Annotated in this window: 19 protein-coding genes, 3 tRNA genes and 1 pseudogene; 5 read left to right on the top strand and 18 right to left on the bottom strand. The window is 52.2% G+C overall.

The window, feature by feature from the left end:
* Window positions 1–23: 23 nt before the first annotated feature.
* From OEW58_03280 to OEW58_03245, 8 genes are all read right to left on the bottom strand, one after another.
* Window positions 24–653: an MBL fold metallo-hydrolase gene (locus tag OEW58_03280; GenBank protein MDH5300365.1), complete on the bottom strand. Its 630-nt coding sequence runs from the start codon at window positions 651–653 to the stop codon at window positions 24–26.
* Window positions 653–787, bottom strand: coding sequence for a hypothetical protein (locus tag OEW58_03275; protein ID MDH5300364.1), 135 nt, complete (start codon window positions 785–787; stop codon window positions 653–655). The genes OEW58_03280 and OEW58_03275 overlap by 1 nt, the downstream gene beginning before the upstream one ends.
* Window positions 787–1,065 carry a DUF3817 domain-containing protein gene (locus tag OEW58_03270; protein MDH5300363.1) on the bottom strand — a complete coding sequence of 93 codons (279 nt, stop codon included), beginning with the start codon at window positions 1,063–1,065 and terminating at the stop codon, window positions 787–789. The genes OEW58_03275 and OEW58_03270 overlap by 1 nt, the downstream gene beginning before the upstream one ends.
* A 121-nt stretch (window positions 1,066–1,186) precedes the next feature.
* Entirely contained in the window at window positions 1,187–1,693 is a 507-nt protein-coding gene (locus tag OEW58_03265) for a GNAT family N-acetyltransferase (GenBank protein ID MDH5300362.1), read from the bottom strand.
* Between the two features lie 277 nt (window positions 1,694–1,970).
* Entirely contained in the window at window positions 1,971–2,384 is a 414-nt protein-coding gene (gene arfB / locus OEW58_03260; GenBank protein ID MDH5300361.1) for an alternative ribosome rescue aminoacyl-tRNA hydrolase ArfB, read from the bottom strand.
* Between the two features lie 78 nt (window positions 2,385–2,462).
* Window positions 2,463–2,538 (bottom strand) — tRNA-His (locus OEW58_03255).
* 10 nt (window positions 2,539–2,548) lie between these two features.
* Window positions 2,549–2,625: transfer RNA gene (locus tag OEW58_03250), tRNA-Arg, on the bottom strand.
* Between the two features lie 31 nt (window positions 2,626–2,656).
* Window positions 2,657–2,733: transfer RNA gene (locus OEW58_03245), tRNA-Pro, on the bottom strand.
* 224 nt (window positions 2,734–2,957) lie between these two features.
* On the opposite strand from OEW58_03245, the gene folD reads away from it, so the two are divergent.
* Window positions 2,958–3,809: a bifunctional methylenetetrahydrofolate dehydrogenase/methenyltetrahydrofolate cyclohydrolase FolD gene (gene folD, locus OEW58_03240; GenBank protein ID MDH5300360.1), complete on the top strand. Its 852-nt coding sequence runs from the start codon at window positions 2,958–2,960 to the stop codon at window positions 3,807–3,809.
* On the opposite strand, the gene OEW58_03235 is transcribed toward folD, so the two are convergent.
* Window positions 3,804–4,640, bottom strand: coding sequence for an alpha/beta hydrolase (locus OEW58_03235; GenBank protein ID MDH5300359.1), 837 nt, complete (start codon window positions 4,638–4,640; stop codon window positions 3,804–3,806). The genes folD and OEW58_03235 overlap by 6 nt on opposite strands.
* 130 nt (window positions 4,641–4,770) lie before the next feature.
* On the opposite strand from OEW58_03235, the gene fabA reads away from it, so the two are divergent.
* Both fabA and fabB read left to right on the top strand, forming a co-directional pair.
* A complete protein-coding gene (gene fabA, locus OEW58_03230) occupies window positions 4,771–5,286 on the top strand; it encodes a 3-hydroxyacyl-[acyl-carrier-protein] dehydratase FabA (protein MDH5300358.1) in 516 nt (171 codons plus the stop codon).
* Between the two features lie 11 nt (window positions 5,287–5,297).
* Window positions 5,298–6,515 (top strand): beta-ketoacyl-ACP synthase I, encoded by a 1,218-nt coding sequence (fabB, locus tag OEW58_03225; GenBank protein ID MDH5300357.1) that lies wholly within the window; start codon window positions 5,298–5,300, stop codon window positions 6,513–6,515.
* A gap of 74 nt (window positions 6,516–6,589) precedes the next feature.
* Here fabB and OEW58_03220 read toward each other — a convergent pair whose 3' ends face one another.
* The 5 genes and pseudogenes from OEW58_03220 to leuC form a co-directional block, all read right to left on the bottom strand.
* Window positions 6,590–9,289 (bottom strand): hypothetical protein, encoded by a 2,700-nt coding sequence (locus OEW58_03220; protein MDH5300356.1) that lies wholly within the window; start codon window positions 9,287–9,289, stop codon window positions 6,590–6,592.
* 29 nt (window positions 9,290–9,318) lie between these two features.
* Entirely contained in the window at window positions 9,319–10,341 is a 1,023-nt protein-coding gene (locus OEW58_03215; GenBank protein ID MDH5300355.1) for an aspartate-semialdehyde dehydrogenase, read from the bottom strand.
* A gap of 123 nt (window positions 10,342–10,464) precedes the next feature.
* Window positions 10,465–11,538 (bottom strand): annotated as a pseudogene (gene leuB / locus OEW58_03210) (3-isopropylmalate dehydrogenase).
* Window positions 11,539–11,564: 26 nt separating this feature from the next.
* A complete protein-coding gene (gene leuD, locus OEW58_03205) occupies window positions 11,565–12,203 on the bottom strand; it encodes a 3-isopropylmalate dehydratase small subunit (GenBank protein ID MDH5300354.1) in 639 nt (212 codons plus the stop codon).
* Between the two features lie 10 nt (window positions 12,204–12,213).
* Window positions 12,214–13,620, bottom strand: coding sequence for a 3-isopropylmalate dehydratase large subunit (gene leuC / locus OEW58_03200; GenBank protein MDH5300353.1), 1,407 nt, complete (start codon window positions 13,618–13,620; stop codon window positions 12,214–12,216).
* A gap of 110 nt (window positions 13,621–13,730) precedes the next feature.
* On the opposite strand from leuC, the gene OEW58_03195 reads away from it, so the two are divergent.
* Window positions 13,731–14,606, top strand: coding sequence for a LysR family transcriptional regulator (locus OEW58_03195; GenBank protein ID MDH5300352.1), 876 nt, complete (start codon window positions 13,731–13,733; stop codon window positions 14,604–14,606).
* Between the two features lie 44 nt (window positions 14,607–14,650).
* Here the strand turns inward: OEW58_03195 and OEW58_03190 are convergent, their stop codons facing one another.
* The 4 genes from OEW58_03190 to OEW58_03175 all read right to left on the bottom strand — a co-directional run bounded on the left by OEW58_03190 (window position 14,651) and on the right by OEW58_03175 (window position 16,956).
* Window positions 14,651–14,833: a hypothetical protein gene (locus tag OEW58_03190; protein MDH5300351.1), complete on the bottom strand. Its 183-nt coding sequence runs from the start codon at window positions 14,831–14,833 to the stop codon at window positions 14,651–14,653.
* Window positions 14,834–14,968: 135 nt separating this feature from the next.
* Entirely contained in the window at window positions 14,969–15,415 is a 447-nt protein-coding gene (locus OEW58_03185; protein ID MDH5300350.1) for a DUF1249 domain-containing protein, read from the bottom strand.
* Between the two features lie 69 nt (window positions 15,416–15,484).
* Window positions 15,485–16,207 (bottom strand): RNA polymerase sigma factor FliA, encoded by a 723-nt coding sequence (locus OEW58_03180; protein ID MDH5300349.1) that lies wholly within the window; start codon window positions 16,205–16,207, stop codon window positions 15,485–15,487.
* Between the two features lie 173 nt (window positions 16,208–16,380).
* Entirely contained in the window at window positions 16,381–16,956 is a 576-nt protein-coding gene (locus OEW58_03175) for an HPF/RaiA family ribosome-associated protein (GenBank protein ID MDH5300348.1), read from the bottom strand.
* Between the two features lie 562 nt (window positions 16,957–17,518).
* Here OEW58_03175 and OEW58_03170 point away from each other — a divergent pair.
* Window positions 17,519–19,441 carry a PrkA family serine protein kinase gene (locus OEW58_03170; GenBank protein ID MDH5300347.1) on the top strand — a complete coding sequence of 641 codons (1,923 nt, stop codon included), beginning with the start codon at window positions 17,519–17,521 and terminating at the stop codon, window positions 19,439–19,441.
* The last annotated feature ends 1 nt before the right edge of the window (window position 19,442 follow it).

Raw genomic sequence — 19,442 nt, 5'->3', positions numbered from 1 at the left:
GCGCCGAGCAGACGATGATATGACTATTTTAGAAATGGATTGTGCAGGCGTTCTTTACCGAACGTAGACATTGGACCATGGCCCGGCACGAATGACACGTCATCACCCAGTGGCAACAATTTGTGCTTGATACTGTGAATCAGCGTATCGTAGTCGCCACCGGGAAAATCGGTACGACCGATGGAGCTTTGAAACAGCACGTCACCGACAAACGCGAGTTGATTTTCTCGATGATAAAAAACCACATGCCCCGGCGTATGACCCGGCGTGTGCAGTACCGACAACACCTGCTCACCCACTTGCACCGTGTCGCCATCATTTAACCATTGGTCCGGCAGAAACGGCGCGAGATCCTCAAAACCAAACATCTGCGCCTGTTGCCCCAGTGCTTGCAGCCAATAGGCATCCGCCGAATGAGGACCTATAATCGGCACACCAAATCGATCCGCCAGCAATCGCGCAGCGCCCACATGATCCAGATGACCATGTGTCAGCAAAATTTTTTGTAAGTTCGTCGCAGACTTTTGCAGCGCATCTACCAAGCGATCAATATCCCCACCGGGGTCGACAAACGCCGACACAGCCGTTTGTGGACACGAAATCAACGAACAGTTTTGCTGATAAGGGGTAACAGGAATAATTTGGTATTGCATCAGGCGTCAGTTTGTTTCGAGCGTTTTTTTACTTTGCGCTTGAGCAGAAACATCGCAATAAACAATCCCGCGATAAAAACAAACCCAATCACCTCGACCAGCATCAAAATGCTGCCCAGCCCCGAATTCTGCATCAGGGCATGGCCTTGAGCTTGCGATCCATGAAGAACGTAGCGAAGGGCACGATTCCGGACACAAACACCAGGAACGAAAACTTGTCAGACCACTGCCGCTCGTTGCTCACCTTCACCAGCAGAAACGCAAATGCAATAAACAGTAAACCATGGACCCAGCCGGCCAGCTTGACCGCCTCAGGTATGCCATAGATATGCTTCATCGGCATTGCCACGAACAGCAGCAACAAAAAAGAAATCCCTTCGAGCAGAGCAATCTTGCGGAACAACCCAAGCATAAAAACACCCGTAACTGTTTGATTTGACTACTTCCCATCGCAAAAACCGCGCATCCATGGGAACACCGCCGACCATTCTACTCCTGCCTTGGCAGATGTCCAACCGCTTCATTCCGCAGCGTCATTGATCGCCAACTGCCGTCAAAGGCAGCTGATAGATCGCGTACTCCACCCCTTCGGTTTCATCGTCATTGGCTGCCTCGTCAAACTCCATTCCGGTGCGCCGGGCAATGCGCGTGCTCACACTCATCATGGAACTGATATGAAGAGCAATACTGTCGCATCCTTCTCGCAGCGCACGACACATGCATTCTTTGGCCAGCGCCTTGTCGACGCCACTGCCAAGCTGCTCTGGGTCCACCACCAGCATTCGCACAATCGGGGTTCTGGTCGAAAAAATTCCGGTTCGCTCCATGTTAGCGGGCACATACCCCACCGTCCCGACGATCCGCTGCTGTTTGGTCGCAACGACAATCTGCATGCTGTCAGACAGCGAGGAGTAGTGCTTCATCTTGTCTGCACCTTCAGGTAACTCGTGGTAAATCGCTTGGTGTTGCTCAATCGCCCTGACCGCCAAGGCATCCAGCTGCAAGGCGTCATCCCGATGATAGTCTCTGATTTCAAACATATTTTTGCCCAATCCGTTGAGATTTGAGTAAGCGTCCAGGCTGTGCCGATCAAACTTCCATCGTTCTGATCTGCGTCAACCGACACCGCCTGCAACGCCACTTGAGCAGTGACCGCTGCGACAACACCTCAAACCCTTTGAAATAACCATGCCAATAAAAGGCGTATATTGAACAGGTGTTTAATCCCGGATGCAAGCCAACCCCGTGAGCTTGGCTAGTTTTTGTGCTCGCCTTGATTCGGCAACGCGACAGATGGCTTGTTGAAGCAGAGAAAAATCAGTCGTCCACCCTCCCGCGCATTTTTTTCACTTCTCCCCGCTTGCTCTTGCTGTCCATTCGCCGTTTCTGCGAACTGCGGGTGGGCTTGGTTGCCCTACGGGTTTTCTGCACCACCGTTGCCTGCTCGATTAACTCTTTGAGCCGCAGCAGCGCATCCTCTTTATTCTGCAACTGACTGCGATGCTCCTGCGCCTTGATGACGATAACGCCATCCTTGGTGATGCGCTGATCACTGAACGCCAGCAATCGCTGCTTATACAATTCTGGCAAAGAGGAGTGAACGATATTGAAGTGTAATTGCACCGCGCTGGAGGTTTTATTGACGTGCTGACCACCCGCCCCCTGGGCGCGAATGAAGCTCCACTCCAGTTCGTGGTCAAAGATCATCACTTTGTTGGAGATTTTCAGCACGGATTGGACACTTCGATCAGATTACGGAAATTTTGCGGACATAAAAAAAGCCGACCTAGAGGTCGGCTTTTCAGAAAATGGGGTGGCTAATGGGGCTCGAACCCACGACAACCGGAATCACAATCCGGGGCTCTACCGACTGAGCTATAGCCACCATAAACTTATGGCGCGCCCGGCAGGATTCGAACCTGCTACCCTCGGCTTAGAAGGCCGATGCTCTATCCGAGTGAGCTACGGGCGCAATGTTTAAACCTGCGAGGTGTAAAAAAAAGTGGTCGGGGTAGAGAGATTCGAACTCCCGACATTCTGCTCCCAAAGCAGACGCGCTACCAGACTGCGCTATACCCCGACGTTTTCGGCCTACCGGCCTGTGCTGTAAAGCGGGGCAAATGATAGGTCGCATTCGGGTTGAGGTCAATGAAAATATTCGCCTTTTTTCACAAAATCAGCGCGTTCGATCAAAACAGCGTCAATTTTTTGTTTAGAGTCTTGGCCTTAGGTCATTGCCATGCGAAACTATGGGCCTTTTCGCCCATCCACCGTTACAATCGCACTTTTTATCCAGGATACACCATGGCAAAACTTATTGATGGCAAAGCAATTTCTCAAAAAATCCGGGAACAATTGGCAGAGCGGGTACGCGCTCGCATTGCGGCCGGCAAATCAGCCCCTGGCCTGGCCGTCATTCTGATCGGTGAAGATCCTGCCTCCAAGGTTTATGTCCACAATAAGGAAAATGCCTGCAAAGACGTCGGCATCATTTCCACCTCGTATCGCTTGCCCGCCAGCACCAGCGAAGCGGAATTGCTCAAGCTAATTGATGAACTGAATCTGGACAACTCCGTCCACGGCATTCTGGTTCAGGCACCGCTGCCCGCGCACATCAATTTTGAGAAAGTAATCGAGACCATCCGCCCCGAAAAGGATGTCGATGGTTTCCATCCCTATAACATTGGCCGACTGGCCACCCGTTCGCCAACCCTGCGCTCGTGCACACCGTTTGGCGTGATGAAGCTGCTCGAATTTGCCGGCATCACTGCCAAGGGCAAACATGCCGTGGTGGTGGGTGCCTCCAACCACGTCGGCCGCCCTGTGTCGCTGGAATTGTTGCTGGCAGGCGCCACAGTCACGACCTGTCACCGCTTCACCACCGACCTGGCTGGGCACGTGGCACAGGCCGATATTCTGGTCGCCGCCGCCGGCAAACACCGCCTGATCAAAGGTGAATGGATCAAGGAAGGCGCGGTCGTGATCGACATCGGCATTCATCGCCTGGAATCTGGCAAGCTGGAAGGTGACGTGGATTTTGCGACTGCCGAAAAGCGCGCCGGCTGGATTACCCCCGTCCCTGGCGGCGTCGGCCCGATGACCGTCGCCATGTTGATGTACAACACGGTTGAAACCGCCGAAGCCAATTTTTCATAAAAATTCCCGTATGGTCTGCGCCACCACTGGCGCAGACAAAATCCGAATATGCCCCAAGCCATCGGTTTGCACCAACTGCGAACCAGGCCAATGCTGCTGCAAGGCACTGGCTTCGGCCAGGGGCACAATACCGTCCTGTCTGTCGTGAATAATCAGCCCTTGCGCCTGACACTGGGCCACGTTATTCAGTGGCGCAATCCGCTGCCACCAGTGCGCCCCCATGCGTCGTGCCAGTAATTTTTCAAACGCCTGCAAGGTTGCTTCACTGAGCGCCAGTGGTCGCACAAACTCGTCAAATCGCGCAAGTGGATAGGCCGAAGGGCTGATCGCCACCATTTTGTCGAACCGAACCCCAAACTCTTTGTGCGCCAGCAACACCGCGCCCACGCTGTACGAGTGCGTCACCACCGCCCGAATGCCGCCGACGCTGGCCGCAACATTCGCAAACGCCTGCGCCATCTGTAACACCGTGCTGTGACGGCCACCGGCATCGCCATGAGCCGGCGCGTCAAACGCCAGACTTGGAATGTCCGCAGCAGACAATTGCTGACCAATAAATGCCATCTGACTGGCGCGCCCACCCCAACCGTGTAGCAGCAACACGGGCTGACCTATCCCCGGCCAGCAATATCCCGGAAGCTGACCACAAGGCGTATCCCACACGCACCGATCAGCCTCCGTCAGCCACGGCAGTTCGTGCGATTTGATACTCAACGAGGCCACCTTGAACCACCTCGCCATCATCAATCGCGCGGCGCGATCGGGGTTGCGAACGTCCAGTTTGGCCAAACAATCTCGCCAACGGAAAGCCGAAAGGCTTTTTTTGCTCATTTTCTGACCTTTACCGCGACAAATTGCGCCTTCTATTTAAAAAAATTGCCGTTTTGTGGTAGCTTATCCGCTTTTGCCACCGCCGCATATTTTTGCGCGGCAGACCCTATCGATATTTGAAGTGATGACAATGGAAAAGAAAAGCAGCTACACCCGGGAAGAGCTTTTACAATGTGGGCATGGGGAGCTGTTTGGCCCTGGTAACGCACAACTGCCACTACCGCCGATGCTTATGTTTGATCGCATTACCGTCATCAACGAGGACGGTGGCAAATACGGCAAAGGCGAAATCGTTGCCGAATTGGACATAACTCCCGATCTGTGGTTTTTTGCCTGCCACTTTGAAAACGACCCAGTTATGCCCGGCTGTTTGGGACTGGATGCCATGTGGCAGCTGGTCGGCTTCTATCTGGGTTGGATCGGCGGCCCAGGCCGTGGTCGCGCCCTAGGTTCAGACGAAGTAAAATTTACAGGTCAGGTTACCCCCAAAGTTAAAACGGTTACCTACCGAATCAATCTCAAACGCGTTATCATGCGTAAACTTGTGATGGGTATTGCCGACGCCAGCCTGGAAGCAGATGGTAAAGAAATTTATACCGCCAACGGCTTGCGCGTAGGGCTGTTTACCTCCACTGATGACTTCTAAAGGGGATCAAGTTGAGACGTGTAGTAGTCACCGGAATCGGAATTGTTTCCAGCATTGGCAATAATGCCAGTGAAGTCGCCGATTCCCTCAAAAATGGTAAATCCGGCATCGAGTTTTCGGAAACCTATGCAGAAATGGGTTTTCGCAGCCATGTGCATGCACCGGTCAAAATAAACGTTGAAGAACTCGTTGATCGCAAACTATTGCGCTTCATGGGGGACGCAGCGGCCTACGCATATATTGCGATGGATCAGGCGGTCAAGGACTCAGGTCTGGGCGAGGATCAAGTGTCCAACGTCCGTACAGGTTTGATTGTCGGCTCTGGCGGTGGTTCCACCTCCAACACCGTGGTGTGTGCCGATACCCTGCGTGAAAAAGGCATTCGTCGCGTAGGTCCGTACATGGTGACCCGGACGATGGGTTCGACAACCTCGGCTTGTCTGGCCACGCCATTCAAAATCAAGGGCGTTAACTACTCCATCAGCTCCGCGTGTTCAACCAGTGCTCACTGCATTGGCAACGCAATGGAACTGATCCAGATGGGCAAACAGGACGTGATTTTTGCCGGTGGCGGCGAAGAACTGGACTGGAGCATGTCGGCCATGTTTGACGGCATGGGTGCGCTATCTTCCAAGTACAACGAGGCTCCCGCAACCGCATCACGCGCATACGACGCCAATCGCGATGGTTTTGTGATCGCCGGTGGCGGTGGCATGTTGGTTCTTGAGGAACTGGAACACGCCAAAGCCCGTGGCGCGAAAATCTACGCTGAACTGGTAGGCTACGGCGCAACGTCCGATGGTTACGACATGGTTCAACCCTCCGGCGAGGGCGCGGTGCGCTGCATGCAGCAGGCGCTGGCTACGGTCGACACCCCGGTGGATTACATCAATGCCCATGGCACGTCCACACCTGCTGGCGACATGAAAGAACTTCAGGCCGTGCGCGAAGTTTTCGGCAACAAGGTTCCGAAGATTTCCTCCACCAAGTCACTGAGCGGTCATTCGCTGGGCGCAGCGGGTGTGCACGAAGCCATCTACTGCTTGCTGATGATGGCAGGTGATTTTATCGCTGCGTCCGCCAACATCACCGAGCTGGATCCCGAAGCTGCTGGTGTGCCCGTGGTTCGCGAAACCATCACCAACGCACGACTGAACACCGTGTTGTCCAACAGCTTTGGCTTTGGCGGTACCAATGCCAGCCTGGTCTTCCGTCGCTTCGAGGCATAAACGCCTCGTGTGACAGACCAACAAAAAAGCCCGGCAAATGCCGGGCTTTTTTATGCGGGTTCGTATCGCAACAATCAAGAATGCTGCGATCCCTTGCCAATCAGCTGCAACAAATCAGTCGCTTCCTGTTGTTGCTTTTCAGTGCCGTCTTCCAGCACCGCTCTCAGTAAATCTTCGGCGCGTTTGTCCTCGTCCATTTCCAGATACGCTCGCGCCAAGTCCAATTTACTACCTACTTCATCATCTAACAAATACACGGAATCTACATCCTGCTTGAGTGGCTCAAGATTATCCGAATCCTGAAGTTCGGCCACACCAGTTTTTCTATGCGGTTCGTCGTCCAGACCAACCTCTTCCAAGGCTTCGCGAATCGCGCGAAAATCCTCATCACGTGCCTGCGCAACTTCGCTCTGCGGCTGACCAGGAACCAGTTCGGTCACCACATCCGGCCGCCACTCCAGCTCCTCATAGTCCGATGCCGCTGGCGTCTCCGACTCCTGAGCCACAGGCTCTGAAACAGGCTGCTCAAATGCTTCGACCGGGAACTGGGTCGTTGCCGATCCTGGCGAAACCATATCCACAGGGATATAGCCTGTGCTGCGTTCTTCCTGCAGCACTTCATCCAAGGCGGACGCGATGGACTCCAGCTCACTCAGCAAGGCAACGCTGTCTTCTTCTTGCAGCACGGCGACGTCGCCCTTATCGCGCAAGTCACCCAATGACAAATCCGCAATGTGGCTGTCCGCTTGTGAATGATGATCCACCAATGCCATTGCCGGATCCACAAATTGACTACGCTGCTGCGACGGCTCAGACTCGTGATCATCAAACAACGGGTTGCTGCTGTGCAGGTGGCGACTGTATTCCAGCACCGCCTGCCACATGGGGTGATGTTCATTGCCACCCAGCGCAGCAAACATCTCCTCGGCTTCTTCCTCAAACGCATCGGCATTTCGCAACAAGGCCAACACTTCCAGTCGTTTCAAGCGCAAGGTCAGCGCATCGGGCTCACGCTCCAATGCGGCATTCAGCACTTCCTTGGCCTTATCGTATTTTTCGTAGGCAATGTACAAATCGGCTTCGGTCAAGGCATCCACAGCAGAGGTTTTCACCTCGCCCACTTCAACCATTTTGCCTTGGGCAAAATCGCCTAATGGTTCACTGTCAGCCGCATTGCTGGCAGCAATCGTTGAATGCTCAAGTTCGGAATCCTGCGCAACCTCTGTCAGCGCACCCTCGGGAACAAACTTGCTGTCCTGCGGGCGAAAATCGCTGTCTTGCTCATCGCTGGCAAGCTTGGCAACTTGTTTGTCAAAATCATCCAGGGATTGCTCACGCTTGCGATTGCGGCCCAACATCCAAGCCAACAACATCACCAAAAACACGACCCCGCCGAGCGTCGCCAGAACCAGCGGGTCACGCCAGATACTGGGTTCTGCCACTTTCTCGTTGGCAGCCTTGTCTGACAGTGGCTGATCCTGTTGCGGCGTATCCAGACTCAGCAGCGGGTCTCCCGCTTGTGCATCCGGTGCAGGCTGGGCACGCAACATTTCCAGTTCCTGATCCTTCAGCGCAATCAGGCTTTGCATCGCCGTCATCTGTTCCTTGAGCGCATCCAGGCGAGTCCGCAGCTCTTTGTTTTCTTCTTTGGCGGCCGTCACACTTTCGCGCGACATAGCCAACTGATTGGTCAGCTCATTAATTTGTTTTTCCAGGTGCTGGATTTCACTGGCAACCGCCGCACGGGATGCATCGTCACCTTCGGGGGCCACCAATTCCAGGCGTTTTTGCTGTACCGGAGCTGCCCCAGTGCCCTGCCCACTGCCCGACTGATCGCCAAGCAATTTGCCACTGGCCGAGCCACTGGCAACGGCAGAGTTCGCCTGCAACTGACGGCGATATTCCAACCAGGTTTTGTTCTGTTTGGCAATCTCTAGCATCGCTTCGCGCGAACCAAACATCCGCACCGCGTCCTCGCTGCTCAGGCGAAGGATCGAACCTTCCTTGAGCATGTTGACGTTGTCACCGAAAAACGCGTCGGGATTTTCCTTAAGCAACGCCAGCATCATCTGATTCACCGACACGTCGCTGGGTCGCGCATCGTTGGCAATATTCCAAAGCATCTGGCCTTTTTTGACCGGACCTTTTTGCAGACGGAATTGACCAGCGCCAGATGCTGCAGCTGTTTGCGCCGACGTTGGTGCAACCGCGACCACCGGCGAAGACGCAACTGGCTCAGCCGCCGCTGGAGCGGAAGGTGCAACATCAGCGGCTGGCGGAGGCGTCGTCACTACGCGCGACGGTACAACCTCTGGTGCCACCACTGGTGCAGTCGCAGAACCACTTTGAAACACCGGCGGATCGAGCAGCACGGTAAATTCGCGGAAGCTGCGCCCTGTACCCCAATCCACATCAATCAGAAAATTTAAAAAGGGTTCAGCAACCGGTTTCTCCGTGCTGACCACGATGACGTAACGTCCATCCTTGAGCTTTTGCACATTGAATTTCAACTGCTCCAGCAACTCGGTACGTTGCAACCCCATGCGGGTAAACAACGCACGATCAGCCAGATTCACCCGCACATAATCCAGTTGCTGTGGATCAATATCCAACAATTCAATTTGTGCCTGCAGCGGTTGCTGCAGGGTGGATTTCACCTGAATATTGCCCATGCCCAAAGCAGAAGCTGCTCCAGGCAACAGCAACGCAGAAAGCGCAAATCCCACCAGGGATTTGCGCCACAAAAATTTCTTGCGAGTTTTAAAACAATCCATGCAGCTGTTTACGTCCTCAAACAAACCTACTAAAGGTATTTGTCGATCAGCAGCTCCGCAATCTGAATACTGTTGAGCGCCGCACCTTTACGAACATTATCTGCAACAACCCAAAGATTCAAACCTTTTGGATGAGAAATATCTTCGCGAATACGTCCGACGTAGACCGGATCATTGCCCGCTGCCTCAGTCACTGGCGTGGGATAACCACCCGCTTCACGCTTGTCCATCAACACGATGCCAGGAGCGGCCTCGAGCAGATCGCGCGCCATCAGCGTAGTGATTTTTTCACGGGTCTCAATGTGTACCGCTTCCGAGTGGCCAAAAAATACCGGCACGCGCACTGCGGTCGGATTCACCTGAATCTGGTCGTCTTCCAGAATTTTTCTGGTTTCCCACACCATCTTCATTTCTTCGCGGGTGTAACCATTATCTTGGAAGACATCAATGTGCGGCAAGCAGTTAAACGCAATTTGCTTGGGGTAGACTTCGCAGGTAATGCTCTTGCCGTTGAGCAAAGTAGCTGTTTGCGAGGCCAGTTCTTCAATCGCTTCCTTGCCGGTACCAGACACCGCCTGATAGGTCGCCACGTTGATGCGAGTGATACCCACGGCATCGTAAATTGGCTTCAACGCCACCAGCATTTGGATGGTGGAGCAATTTGGATTGGCGATAATGTTGCGATTGGTGTACTGCGCCACCGCATGAGGATTCACCTCGGGCACCACCAGCGGAATATCGTCTTCCATGCGGAATTCGGACGTGTTGTCGATGACCACACAACCTGCTTCAGCCGCCTTGGGCGCAAACTCGCGAGAGATTGAACCACCCGCAGAAAACAAACCAATTTGTACCTTGCTGAAATCAAAATCCGCCAGATTTTCCACGGAAACGTATTTGCCTTTGAACTCAACGCGTTTACCCGCAGAGCGCTCGCTGGCCAACAAATACAATTTGCCCACGGGGAAATTGCGCTGTTCCAGGATGGAAATCATCGCCTCGCCTACCGCTCCGGTCGCGCCGACGACAGCCACATCGTATGTCTTCGCCATGTTACTTTTTCCTTTTTGCGTTACAGCAAATCAATCTTTGTCGTTTGAAAAATTACCGCCGCGTGCGCAGCTGGCACTGTGCTCATCATGTAAACCGGACGAAATATCTTTCCACATGTCGCGTTTAAGGTGGGACACCACTGCATCACCCATAGCGGAGGTATTCACTTTTTGCGTACCTTCGGTGTAAATGTCCGCAGTACGAATGCCGGCATCCAGCACTTCTGACACCGCGCGATCCACTCGATCTGCCAAATCGCCGCGATCCAGCGAATAACGCAACATCATCGACACGGACAAAATCGTCGCCAGCGGATTGGCAATGCCCTTGCCAGCGATGTCTGGCGCAGAACCGTGAATCGGTTCGTACATGCCCTTGCCTTCTGCATTCAGCGACGCCGATGGCAGCATACCAATCGAGCCGGTCAGCATCGCCGCGCAATCGGACAAAATATCACCGAACATATTGGTGGTAACCACCACGTCGAACTGCTTTGGCCAACGCACCAACTGCATCGCGGCGTTGTCCACGTACATGTGGCTCAACTGAACTTCCGGGTAATCCTTGGCCACTTCAGTCATGACTTCACGCCACAACTCGGTACACTCCAGTACGTTGGCCTTGTCGATGGAGCACACTTTCTTGTTGCGCTTCATCGCAATTTCAAACGCAGAACGACCGATGCGACGGATTTCTGATTCGCTGTAAACCAGTGTGTTGTAGCCTTGGCGCTCACCATTTTCCAGGGTGCGCACACCGCGTGGCTGACCAAAATAAATACCGCCGGTCAATTCACGCACAATCATGATGTCCAAGCCAGCAACTACTTCAGGCTTCAGCGTGGAAGCACTGGCCAGTTGTGGATACAAAATCGCCGGACGCAGGTTGGAAAACAACTGCAGATTGGAGCGCAGTCCCAGCAGACCTTTTTCAGGGCGCACGGAAATATCCAGCGACTCCCACTTGTAACCACCGACCGCACCCAGCAGGATTGCGTCAGAAGCCTTGGCCATTTTCAGCGTTTCTTCGGGCAGTGGCGTGCCCGTCGCGTCGTACGCCGCACCACCTACCAAACCGTGGGTCAATTCCACATCCAGACCAAAATCCGCCTGCAGGCAGTGAATCACCTTCACGGCCTCGTCGACAATCTCGGTACCAATGCCGTCACCGGGCAATACTAAAATCTTCTTTGTCATCTGTGCTACCTGTTACTGTAATACGCTTATGCAAACAACCACGGCGCGACGACCTTGCGGCGCTGCTCGTAAGCTTTGATGTCATCCACATGCTGCAAGGTCAAACCGATATCGTCCAAGCCATTGAGCAAACAATGTTTACGGAATGGATCAACCTCAAACGGAATGGCGTCACCATTGGGTCTGACAATGGTCTGTGCCGCCAAATCGATATTCAACCGATACCCTTCGCTGGCATAGGTTTCCTTGAACAAACTGTCCACGGTTGCTGCATCCAATTTAATCGGCAGAATACCATTTTTGAAACAGTTGTTATAGAAAATGTCCGCAAAACTCGGGGCGATAATCGCGCGAAAACCGAAGTCTTCCAAGGCCCAGGGCGCGTGTTCGCGACTGGAGCCACAGCCGAAGTTTTCCCGGGCAAGCAAAATGCTCACGCCCTGGTAACGAGGCTGATTCAACACGAAATCCGGGTTTTTGGGACGGCCGCTGTTGTCAGCGTCAGGCTCGCCACGATCCAGATAACGCCACTCGTCAAACAAGTTAGGTCCAAAGCCACTGCGCTTGATGGACTTCAAAAACTGCTTGGGAATAATGGCATCCGTATCCACGTTGGCGCGATCCATGGGCGCCACCAAACCATTTAACTGGGTAAACGCTTTCATCCGATTTCTCCTAGTTCATCTTGCGCACGTCAACAAAGTGCCCAGCAATCGCTGCGGCAGCGGCCATCGCCGGACTCACCAGATGCGTGCGTCCGCCCTGCCCCTGACGGCCTTCGAAGTTGCGGTTGGAGGTAGAGGCACAACGCTCACCCGGTTCCAGACGGTCGGCGTTCATCGCCAGGCACATGGAGCAACCCGGCTCACGCCATTCAAAACCGGCCTCGACGAAGATTTTGTCCAAACCTTCTTTTTCCGCCTGCGCTTTCACCAAACCAGAACCTGGTACCACCAGCGCCTGTTTGATATTGCCCGCGACCTTGCGCCCCTTGGCCACTTGCGCCGCGGCGCGTAAATCTTCAATCCGCGAGTTGGTGCAAGAACCTATGAAGACTTTGTCTACCGAAATCTGCTCGATCGGCGTGTTAGCCTGCAAACCCATGTAGGTCAGCGCCTTTTCCATACCATCGCGCTTGACTGGATCGGCTTCTTTGCTGGGATCGGGCACCTTGTCATCCACGTAGACAACCATCTCAGGCGACGTTCCCCAGGTCACTGCGGGGCGAATGCTGGCCGCGTCGATGCGAACCACCGCGTCAAATCTGGCATCGGCGTCAGAGTGCAATTCGCGCCACAATGCCTCTGCAGCAGGCCATTGTTGTTCGGTAGGCGCATAGGGGCGACCTTTAACGTATGCCAAGGTTTTGTCATCAACCGCCACCAAACCTGCGCGCGCTCCGGCTTCGATGGCCATGTTGCACACGGTCATGCGACCTTCCACGCTCAACGAACGAATGGCACTGCCGGCAAATTCGATGGTGTAACCAGTGCCGCCTGCAGTGCCAATTTCACGAATAATTGCCAACACCACGTCCTTGGCGGTCACACCCGCGCCAAGCTCGCCATCGACGCTCACCAACATGTTCTTGGCTTTTTTCTGAATCAAACACTGGGTGGCCATGACGTGTTCGACCTCGGACGTGCCTATACCAAACGCCAATGCACCAAACGCCCCGTGGGTCGCGGTATGGGAATCACCACACACCACCGTCATGCCCGGCAAGGTAGCACCCTGCTCCGGTCCGACAACGTGTACAATCCCCTGGCGGATGTCATCCATCTTGAATTCGGTAATACCGAACTCAGCGCAGTTGGCGCCCAGGGTCTCTACCTGGGTGCGCGATACCGGATCGGCAATACCCACGCTACGGTCGGTCGTCGGCACATTGTGATCTGGGGTCGCCAAATTGGCGCTCACCCGCCAGGGTTTGCGACCTGCCAAACGCAAGCCCTCGAAAGCCTGCGGCGAGGTCACTTCGTGAACCAACTGACGATCGATGTACAGCAACGCAGTTCCATCCGCGTCAGTGCGCACCACGTGAGCGTCCCATAACTTGTCGTATAAGGTTTTACCAGCCACGGCGTTCTCCTGTATTCAGTTCCAAATTAGATGGAGACAGCATAATCGCTTGACATCCATTACACAAATTCATATTTTTCATAAAACCAATTCCATTATGGAATACATGAATGGACATCCACTCCCTGCAGGCTTTTATCAAGGTCGCTGAAACCGGCTCGTTTTCCGAAGGTGCCAAGGCGCTGTTTCTTACCCAGTCTGCGGTCAGCAAACGGGTGTCGCAATTAGAGGATGAACTGGGCCGGCGGCTGTTCGATCGCATTAATCGCCAGGTAGTGCTCACCCAGGCTGGCAGCGTCCTGCTACCCTACGCACGCGGCATTTTGACGCAACTGGGCGACAGCAAACGCGCCCTGGAGCAGCTTTCCAACCAGGTCAGTGGCTGGCTAAGTCTGGCCACCAGTCATCACGTGGGTCTGCATATTCTCCCCCCCATCCTGCGCCAGTACACCCAACGCTACCCGCTGGTGGAGCTGGATTTACACTTTCTGGATTCGGAATCCGCCTGTCAGGCCGTGGAAGACAACCGCATAGAGCTGGCCGTGGTAACTTTGCCATTGCAGGCACCGCCAGCGCTCATCACCACCCCGCTATGGGACGACACCTTGCACATTGTGGTCGCCAAAGACCATCCCCTGGCGCGAGAGGCTTTCACACCCGAGCAACTCAGCCTCTACCCGGCAATCCTGCCCCCACGTACCAGCTATACCCATACGGTAGTCGAACGCGCCCTGTTGCCACTGGGCATCAGCCTCAACACCCGCCTGTCGAGCAATTATCTAGAAACGATTAAAATGATGGTCAGCGTCGGCCTGGGTTGGAGCGCCTTGCCGCAGCGCATGCTCAGCGATGATCTGCAGGTACTATCCATTCCCCAATTTGATGCTCATCGCCAATTGGGTGTCGTACAACACCACCAGCGCACGCCAACCAATGCGGGGCATTGTCTGCTACAACTGCTGCGCGAGTTTTCCGAGCACACATAAAAAAACCGCCATTTGGCGGTTTTTTTATGTGGATGGAACAAGTCTTAAAATGAATCCGATTCACCGAAGTCCTGAAAATCATCCATATACTCGTCCATCATGGTGTCCCACTCATCCGTAATTTGTACGGATTCTGGCTCACGATATGTCAAATCCGCATGCAATTTATCTTCTAGCTCATCAGCCATCCGTTCTTCTTGCTCAATAATTTCTCTCAGCGCTCCCATAACTCTCCTCTTTGCAACTCATATTAACTTTGACATAGGTGGGAATCGGCCAATGAGATGTGGTTTTTAGGATTTTCTTTCAAAAAACGTGATCGGACTCTCACGTAAAACCTCCTGCCACTGAATGCATAGCCTTCAGGTTGGCTGAACACAGGATTCCAAAAGATGAAACCGCATCCGCTGACAAAAAATAAGCAAGTCCCGCAACAACTGATTAATCTGATATTTTTCGTTGCGTTGATACATTTTGCTATTTGGATAGTCGTACTGAGGAAGGAACCGATACTCTCCTTGGCACGCAATGACTTCGACCAAATGCGCATCGTGATACATCCGCAGCTGTAAATCGCAAGCAGGCATACCGAGGATTTTTCGAGTAGGAACAAGGCTAAGAGAAATAATGCTTGTGTATTTAAAACTTTCTTCCAGTTGATAGCGTAAAACCAGCGTATTATTTTCACTGACCGCTTCAGCGTAGCTCAGACGGCTCAAGGTTGGAAAGCAGGCTTTAAGCCGCTGATAATTTTCTTCGTACAGCGGCGTCGAATTCGTTAGTACCTTTCGTTGTATTGTCGCAGACATATGCAAACCTAACTTTCACTACATATTCGTTGTATCGGCTTGCCAAGGATGTTATTACACGATGGTAAGCTATTCTATTACCCAATCTTTCAAGCGAGCACGCAAGCGTATCATCGCCTGACTCAACAACTGGCTGATCCGGGACTCACTCACACCAACCACTGAACCAATCTCACGCAAATTTAGTTCCGAATCATAATACAACGTCACTACCATTTTTTCACGCTCTGGCAAACTGGCAATGGCCTCGATCAAACGAGCGCGAAAACGTTCGTCCTGCATGTCATCCAGTGGACCATTAATCCGTGCTGCAATACTGTTTTCCAGAGCCTCTTCATCAACGCCCAATTCCTCGAATGCAAACATTCTGGCACTGCTGGAATCCTGAAGAATTTTGTAGTAATCATCCAGCGAAATGCCCATTTCCTGAGCAACTTCACTGTCACGCGCATCCCTTCCGGTACGCGCCTCAATCTGACGTACCACTTCTGCCAGCTCGCGCGTCTTGCGATGCACCGACTTGGGCGCCCAGTCATTGCGACGCAATTCGTCTAACATGGAGCCACGAATACGAATGCCTGCGTATGTCTCAAAACTGGCACCCAGCTCGGAGCGATAGTTCTTTGAGGCTTCCAACAAACCAACCATCCCGGCCTGAATCAAGTCATCTACCACCACCGATGATGGCAAGCGCGCCATTAGGTGATAAGCGATCCGCTTCACCAAGGGCGAATATTTAGCGATCAGACTATTCTCATCCGAATCCGGAATGTTCGTATAGGGGCTTGCCATAAAGGTTCCTTTTCCAACCAGGGACTCCAAGCCATGTCGCCGGAAACAAACATGTGCATGCCGGGATTTCGACACTCGTCAAACAAACCTTTAATCATCCCGGAACTGGTTGCCCCCCGCCCAACGAAAACGGGCCCGTATCGGGCCCGTTTTAATCCGAACATCCGCCAGTATTAGCGCATGCTAACTTCCAACGCTCGACCAGGAGTGGTTGCGAAGTTCTCGGCAAACCGCACCGGCATACCAACTTCCATCTCATCCAACGCTCCATCCAGCAAAATACTGCCGCTGAAATATATTTCCCGACCGTCTTCAGCCTCCAAATAGCCAAATCCCTGATCAGCAAACAATTCCCTGACCCGACCAACGTGATTAACCCTAGAGGAAGGCCCTGCCAGCAACTGCGTTGCATGCACACCGTTATGGTGATTTTTTACATCGCCTCGACGACGACGAACAAACTCTTTCAACTGACGCTGTGCCGCATCGAATGTGTCACGAATGGCAACGTAGATATCCTCGTTAGGTTCCCGCTTCACTACCAATTCAGCACCGGGGACCGTTAAATCGACGCGTACGTTGTACAAAAGGCCTTGTTGCTTATGGCGATGCGGCGTCTCCACCATCACCCGACAACTGATAATCTGATCAAAGAACTGCTCCAGTTTCTGAGCTTTTTTCTGAATGGCTCCAAATGCATTCTTGGAGAGGGACATTTTTCTGGTAGTAATTTGTAACGGCAATTTCACTACTATTTCCTCCTATTTCATACGCTTGTGCATCCCCACCGTCACAACTAAACAACGATGATCGTACACAAAGAACATGAGGTGTTCACCGCAAAAGAACACCGTCAATAAAGATGGATAAAAGTATGACGTCAGTCAGCCACGATGGTTCGCAGTAACCCCGGAAAAACGGCTATTTTTTTACATCCTCAACACAATCGACACAACATTCCGGATGCTGACCGTCCTCTCATTATGACCAATAACCCCCTCAGGGCAACTCGGAATTTTTTATGGACATAGCATCGTCATTAAATTTATTTAAGCCATGACCTGCGTCTATAGATTAATCAATCCAACAGCCGATACTTTATACTGTCATAGGTGCGATACGGCGTTTTGCCGTTTTTTTGGCTCGTTTGTCAGAAATCGCTGGGAAACACGCCGAACGGCGTCAAGTGTTCGACATTGTTTTTGTTCAATTTTTCCTGGCTTGCTTCTTGCTCCCCATCACTTAAGGAAAGGGAGAAATATCACCAAATATCCCACACAGTGTTAGCATAACCATCCGGAGGTAAAGGTCATGAGCATTTTTAAACATTACATGACGCGCTATGAAAAATCCCAGGAAGAAGAATTCACGCTACAAGAATATCTCGACCTGTGCAAAAAAGATCCAATGGTCTATGCCAGCTCTGCGGAGCGCATGTTGGCCGCCATCGGCGAACCTGAGCAAATTGACACACGCAATGACCAACGCCTGAGTCGACTTTTCTCAAACCGCGTCATAAACATCTACCCTGCTTTCAGAGATTTTTACGGCATGGAAGACACCGTAGAAAAAATCGTCGCCTACTTCAAACACGCGGCGCAAGGATTGGAAGAAGCCAAACAAATTCTATATCTACTGGGTCCAGTAGGTGGCGGCAAATCCTCCTTGGCTGAAAAATTAAAATCACTGATGGAAAAATATCCGGTTTACGCCTTAAAGGGTTCACCGGTCAACGAATCTCCGCTGGGATTATTCAATCCTGCCGAAGACGGAAAGATTTTGCAGGAAGAGTACGGCATCAACTCGCGCTACCTCAGCACCATTCTGTCGCCATGGGCAGTAAAACGCCTGCATGAATACGGCGGTGATATTTCAAAATTCAAAGTCGTTAAACTATGGCCTTCCATTCTTCAACAAAAATGCATTGCCAAAACTGAACCTGGCGATGAGAACAATCAAGACATTTCCTCACTGGTCGGAAAAATAGACATTCGGAAATTGGAAATGTTTGCCCAAGACGATCCAGACGCGTACAGCTACTCGGGTGGCCTGTGCCAAGCAAACCAGGGTTTGCTGGAATTCGTGGAAATGTTTAAAGCGCCTATCAAAGTATTGCATCCATTACTGACTGCAACCCAGGAACACAACTACAAAGGAACCGAGGGCTTAGGTGCTATACCGTTTGATGGTGTCGTACTTGCCCACTCCAACGAATCCGAGTGGGTTGCATTCCGCAACAATAAAAATAACGAGGCATTCCTCGATCGGATATACATTGTCAAAGTGCCTTACTGTTTGCGGTACTCTGAAGAAATCAGAATTTACGAAAAACTGCTGCGCAATAGCTCACTGGCCAATTCGCCATGCGCACCAGACACGTTGAAAATGCTAGCGCAATTCTCTGTGCTAACACGACTGAAAGAGCCAGAGAATTCCAGCATTTTCTCGAAAATGAAAGTCTATGATGGTGAAAGCCTGAAAGACACCGACCCAAATGCCAAATCCTATCAGGAATACCGGGATTTCGCCGGCGTCGACGAGGGAATGAATGGGTTGTCTACCCGTTTTTCATTCAAAATACTGTCCCGCGTATTCAACTATGACAATACTGAAGTAGCTGCCAACCCTGTGCATCTGCTGTATGTTCTAGAACAACAAATTGAGCAGGAACAGTTCCCCAGCGAAGTTGAGGAACGCTACCTATCCTACATCAAGGGCATGCTGGTTCCTGAATACATTGGATTCATCGGCAAAGAAATTCAGACCGCCTATCTTGAGTCCTATTCCGAATACGGTCAGAATATTTTCGACCGCTACGTCACCTATGCGGATTACTGGATTCAAGATGAAGAATACCGGGATCCTGACACTGGCGAAATCTTCAACCGCTCGGCTCTCAATGAAGAACTTGAAAAAATTGAGAAACCCGCTGGAATTTCCAATCCGAAAGATTTCCGCAATGAAATTGTTAACTTTGTGCTTCGCGCCAGAGCCAACAACAACGGAAAGAATCCGAAATGGACCAGCTACGAGAAACTTCGTAATGTCATCGAGAAGAAAATGTTCTCGAACACCGAAGATTTGCTTCCTGTCATTTCGTTCAATCCCAAATCATCGGGAGAAGACAAGAGGAAGCACGAGGATTTTGTTAACCGCATGACAGAAAAAGGCTACACAGCCAAACAGGTCCGTCTGCTTTGCGAATGGTATCTGCGTGTACGTAAATCCTCCTAAA

The sequence above is a fragment of the Gammaproteobacteria bacterium genome (assembly GCA_029884425.1).
In the GTDB taxonomy this organism is placed as follows: Bacteria; Pseudomonadota; Gammaproteobacteria; order S012-40; family S012-40; genus JAOUHV01.
Note: the sequence above shows the minus strand (reverse complement) of the source record. Positions and strands in the feature narration are given on the sequence as shown.

Coding starts and splice junctions, on each gene's coding strand:
- OEW58_03170 (MDH5300347.1), top strand. CDS start 17,519: ATGAGCATTTTTAAACATTACATGACGCGCTATGAAAAATCCCAGGAA.
- OEW58_03270 (MDH5300363.1), bottom strand. CDS start 1,065: ATGCTTGGGTTGTTCCGCAAGATTGCTCTGCTCGAAGGGATTTCTTTT.
- OEW58_03265 (MDH5300362.1), bottom strand. CDS start 1,693: ATGTTTGAAATCAGAGACTATCATCGGGATGACGCCTTGCAGCTGGAT.
- OEW58_03215 (MDH5300355.1), bottom strand. CDS start 10,341: ATGGCGAAGACATACGATGTGGCTGTCGTCGGCGCGACCGGAGCGGTA.
- folD (MDH5300360.1), top strand. CDS start 2,958: ATGGCAAAACTTATTGATGGCAAAGCAATTTCTCAAAAAATCCGGGAA.
- OEW58_03185 (MDH5300350.1), bottom strand. CDS start 15,415: ATGTCTGCGACAATACAACGAAAGGTACTAACGAATTCGACGCCGCTG.
- OEW58_03180 (MDH5300349.1), bottom strand. CDS start 16,207: ATGGCAAGCCCCTATACGAACATTCCGGATTCGGATGAGAATAGTCTG.
- OEW58_03275 (MDH5300364.1), bottom strand. CDS start 787: ATGCAGAATTCGGGGCTGGGCAGCATTTTGATGCTGGTCGAGGTGATT.
- OEW58_03280 (MDH5300365.1), bottom strand. CDS start 653: ATGCAATACCAAATTATTCCTGTTACCCCTTATCAGCAAAACTGTTCG.
- OEW58_03235 (MDH5300359.1), bottom strand. CDS start 4,640: ATGAGCAAAAAAAGCCTTTCGGCTTTCCGTTGGCGAGATTGTTTGGCC.
- OEW58_03220 (MDH5300356.1), bottom strand. CDS start 9,289: ATGGATTGTTTTAAAACTCGCAAGAAATTTTTGTGGCGCAAATCCCTG.
- OEW58_03195 (MDH5300352.1), top strand. CDS start 13,731: ATGGACATCCACTCCCTGCAGGCTTTTATCAAGGTCGCTGAAACCGGC.
- OEW58_03190 (MDH5300351.1), bottom strand. CDS start 14,833: ATGGGAGCGCTGAGAGAAATTATTGAGCAAGAAGAACGGATGGCTGAT.
- leuD (MDH5300354.1), bottom strand. CDS start 12,203: ATGAAAGCGTTTACCCAGTTAAATGGTTTGGTGGCGCCCATGGATCGC.
- fabA (MDH5300358.1), top strand. CDS start 4,771: ATGGAAAAGAAAAGCAGCTACACCCGGGAAGAGCTTTTACAATGTGGG.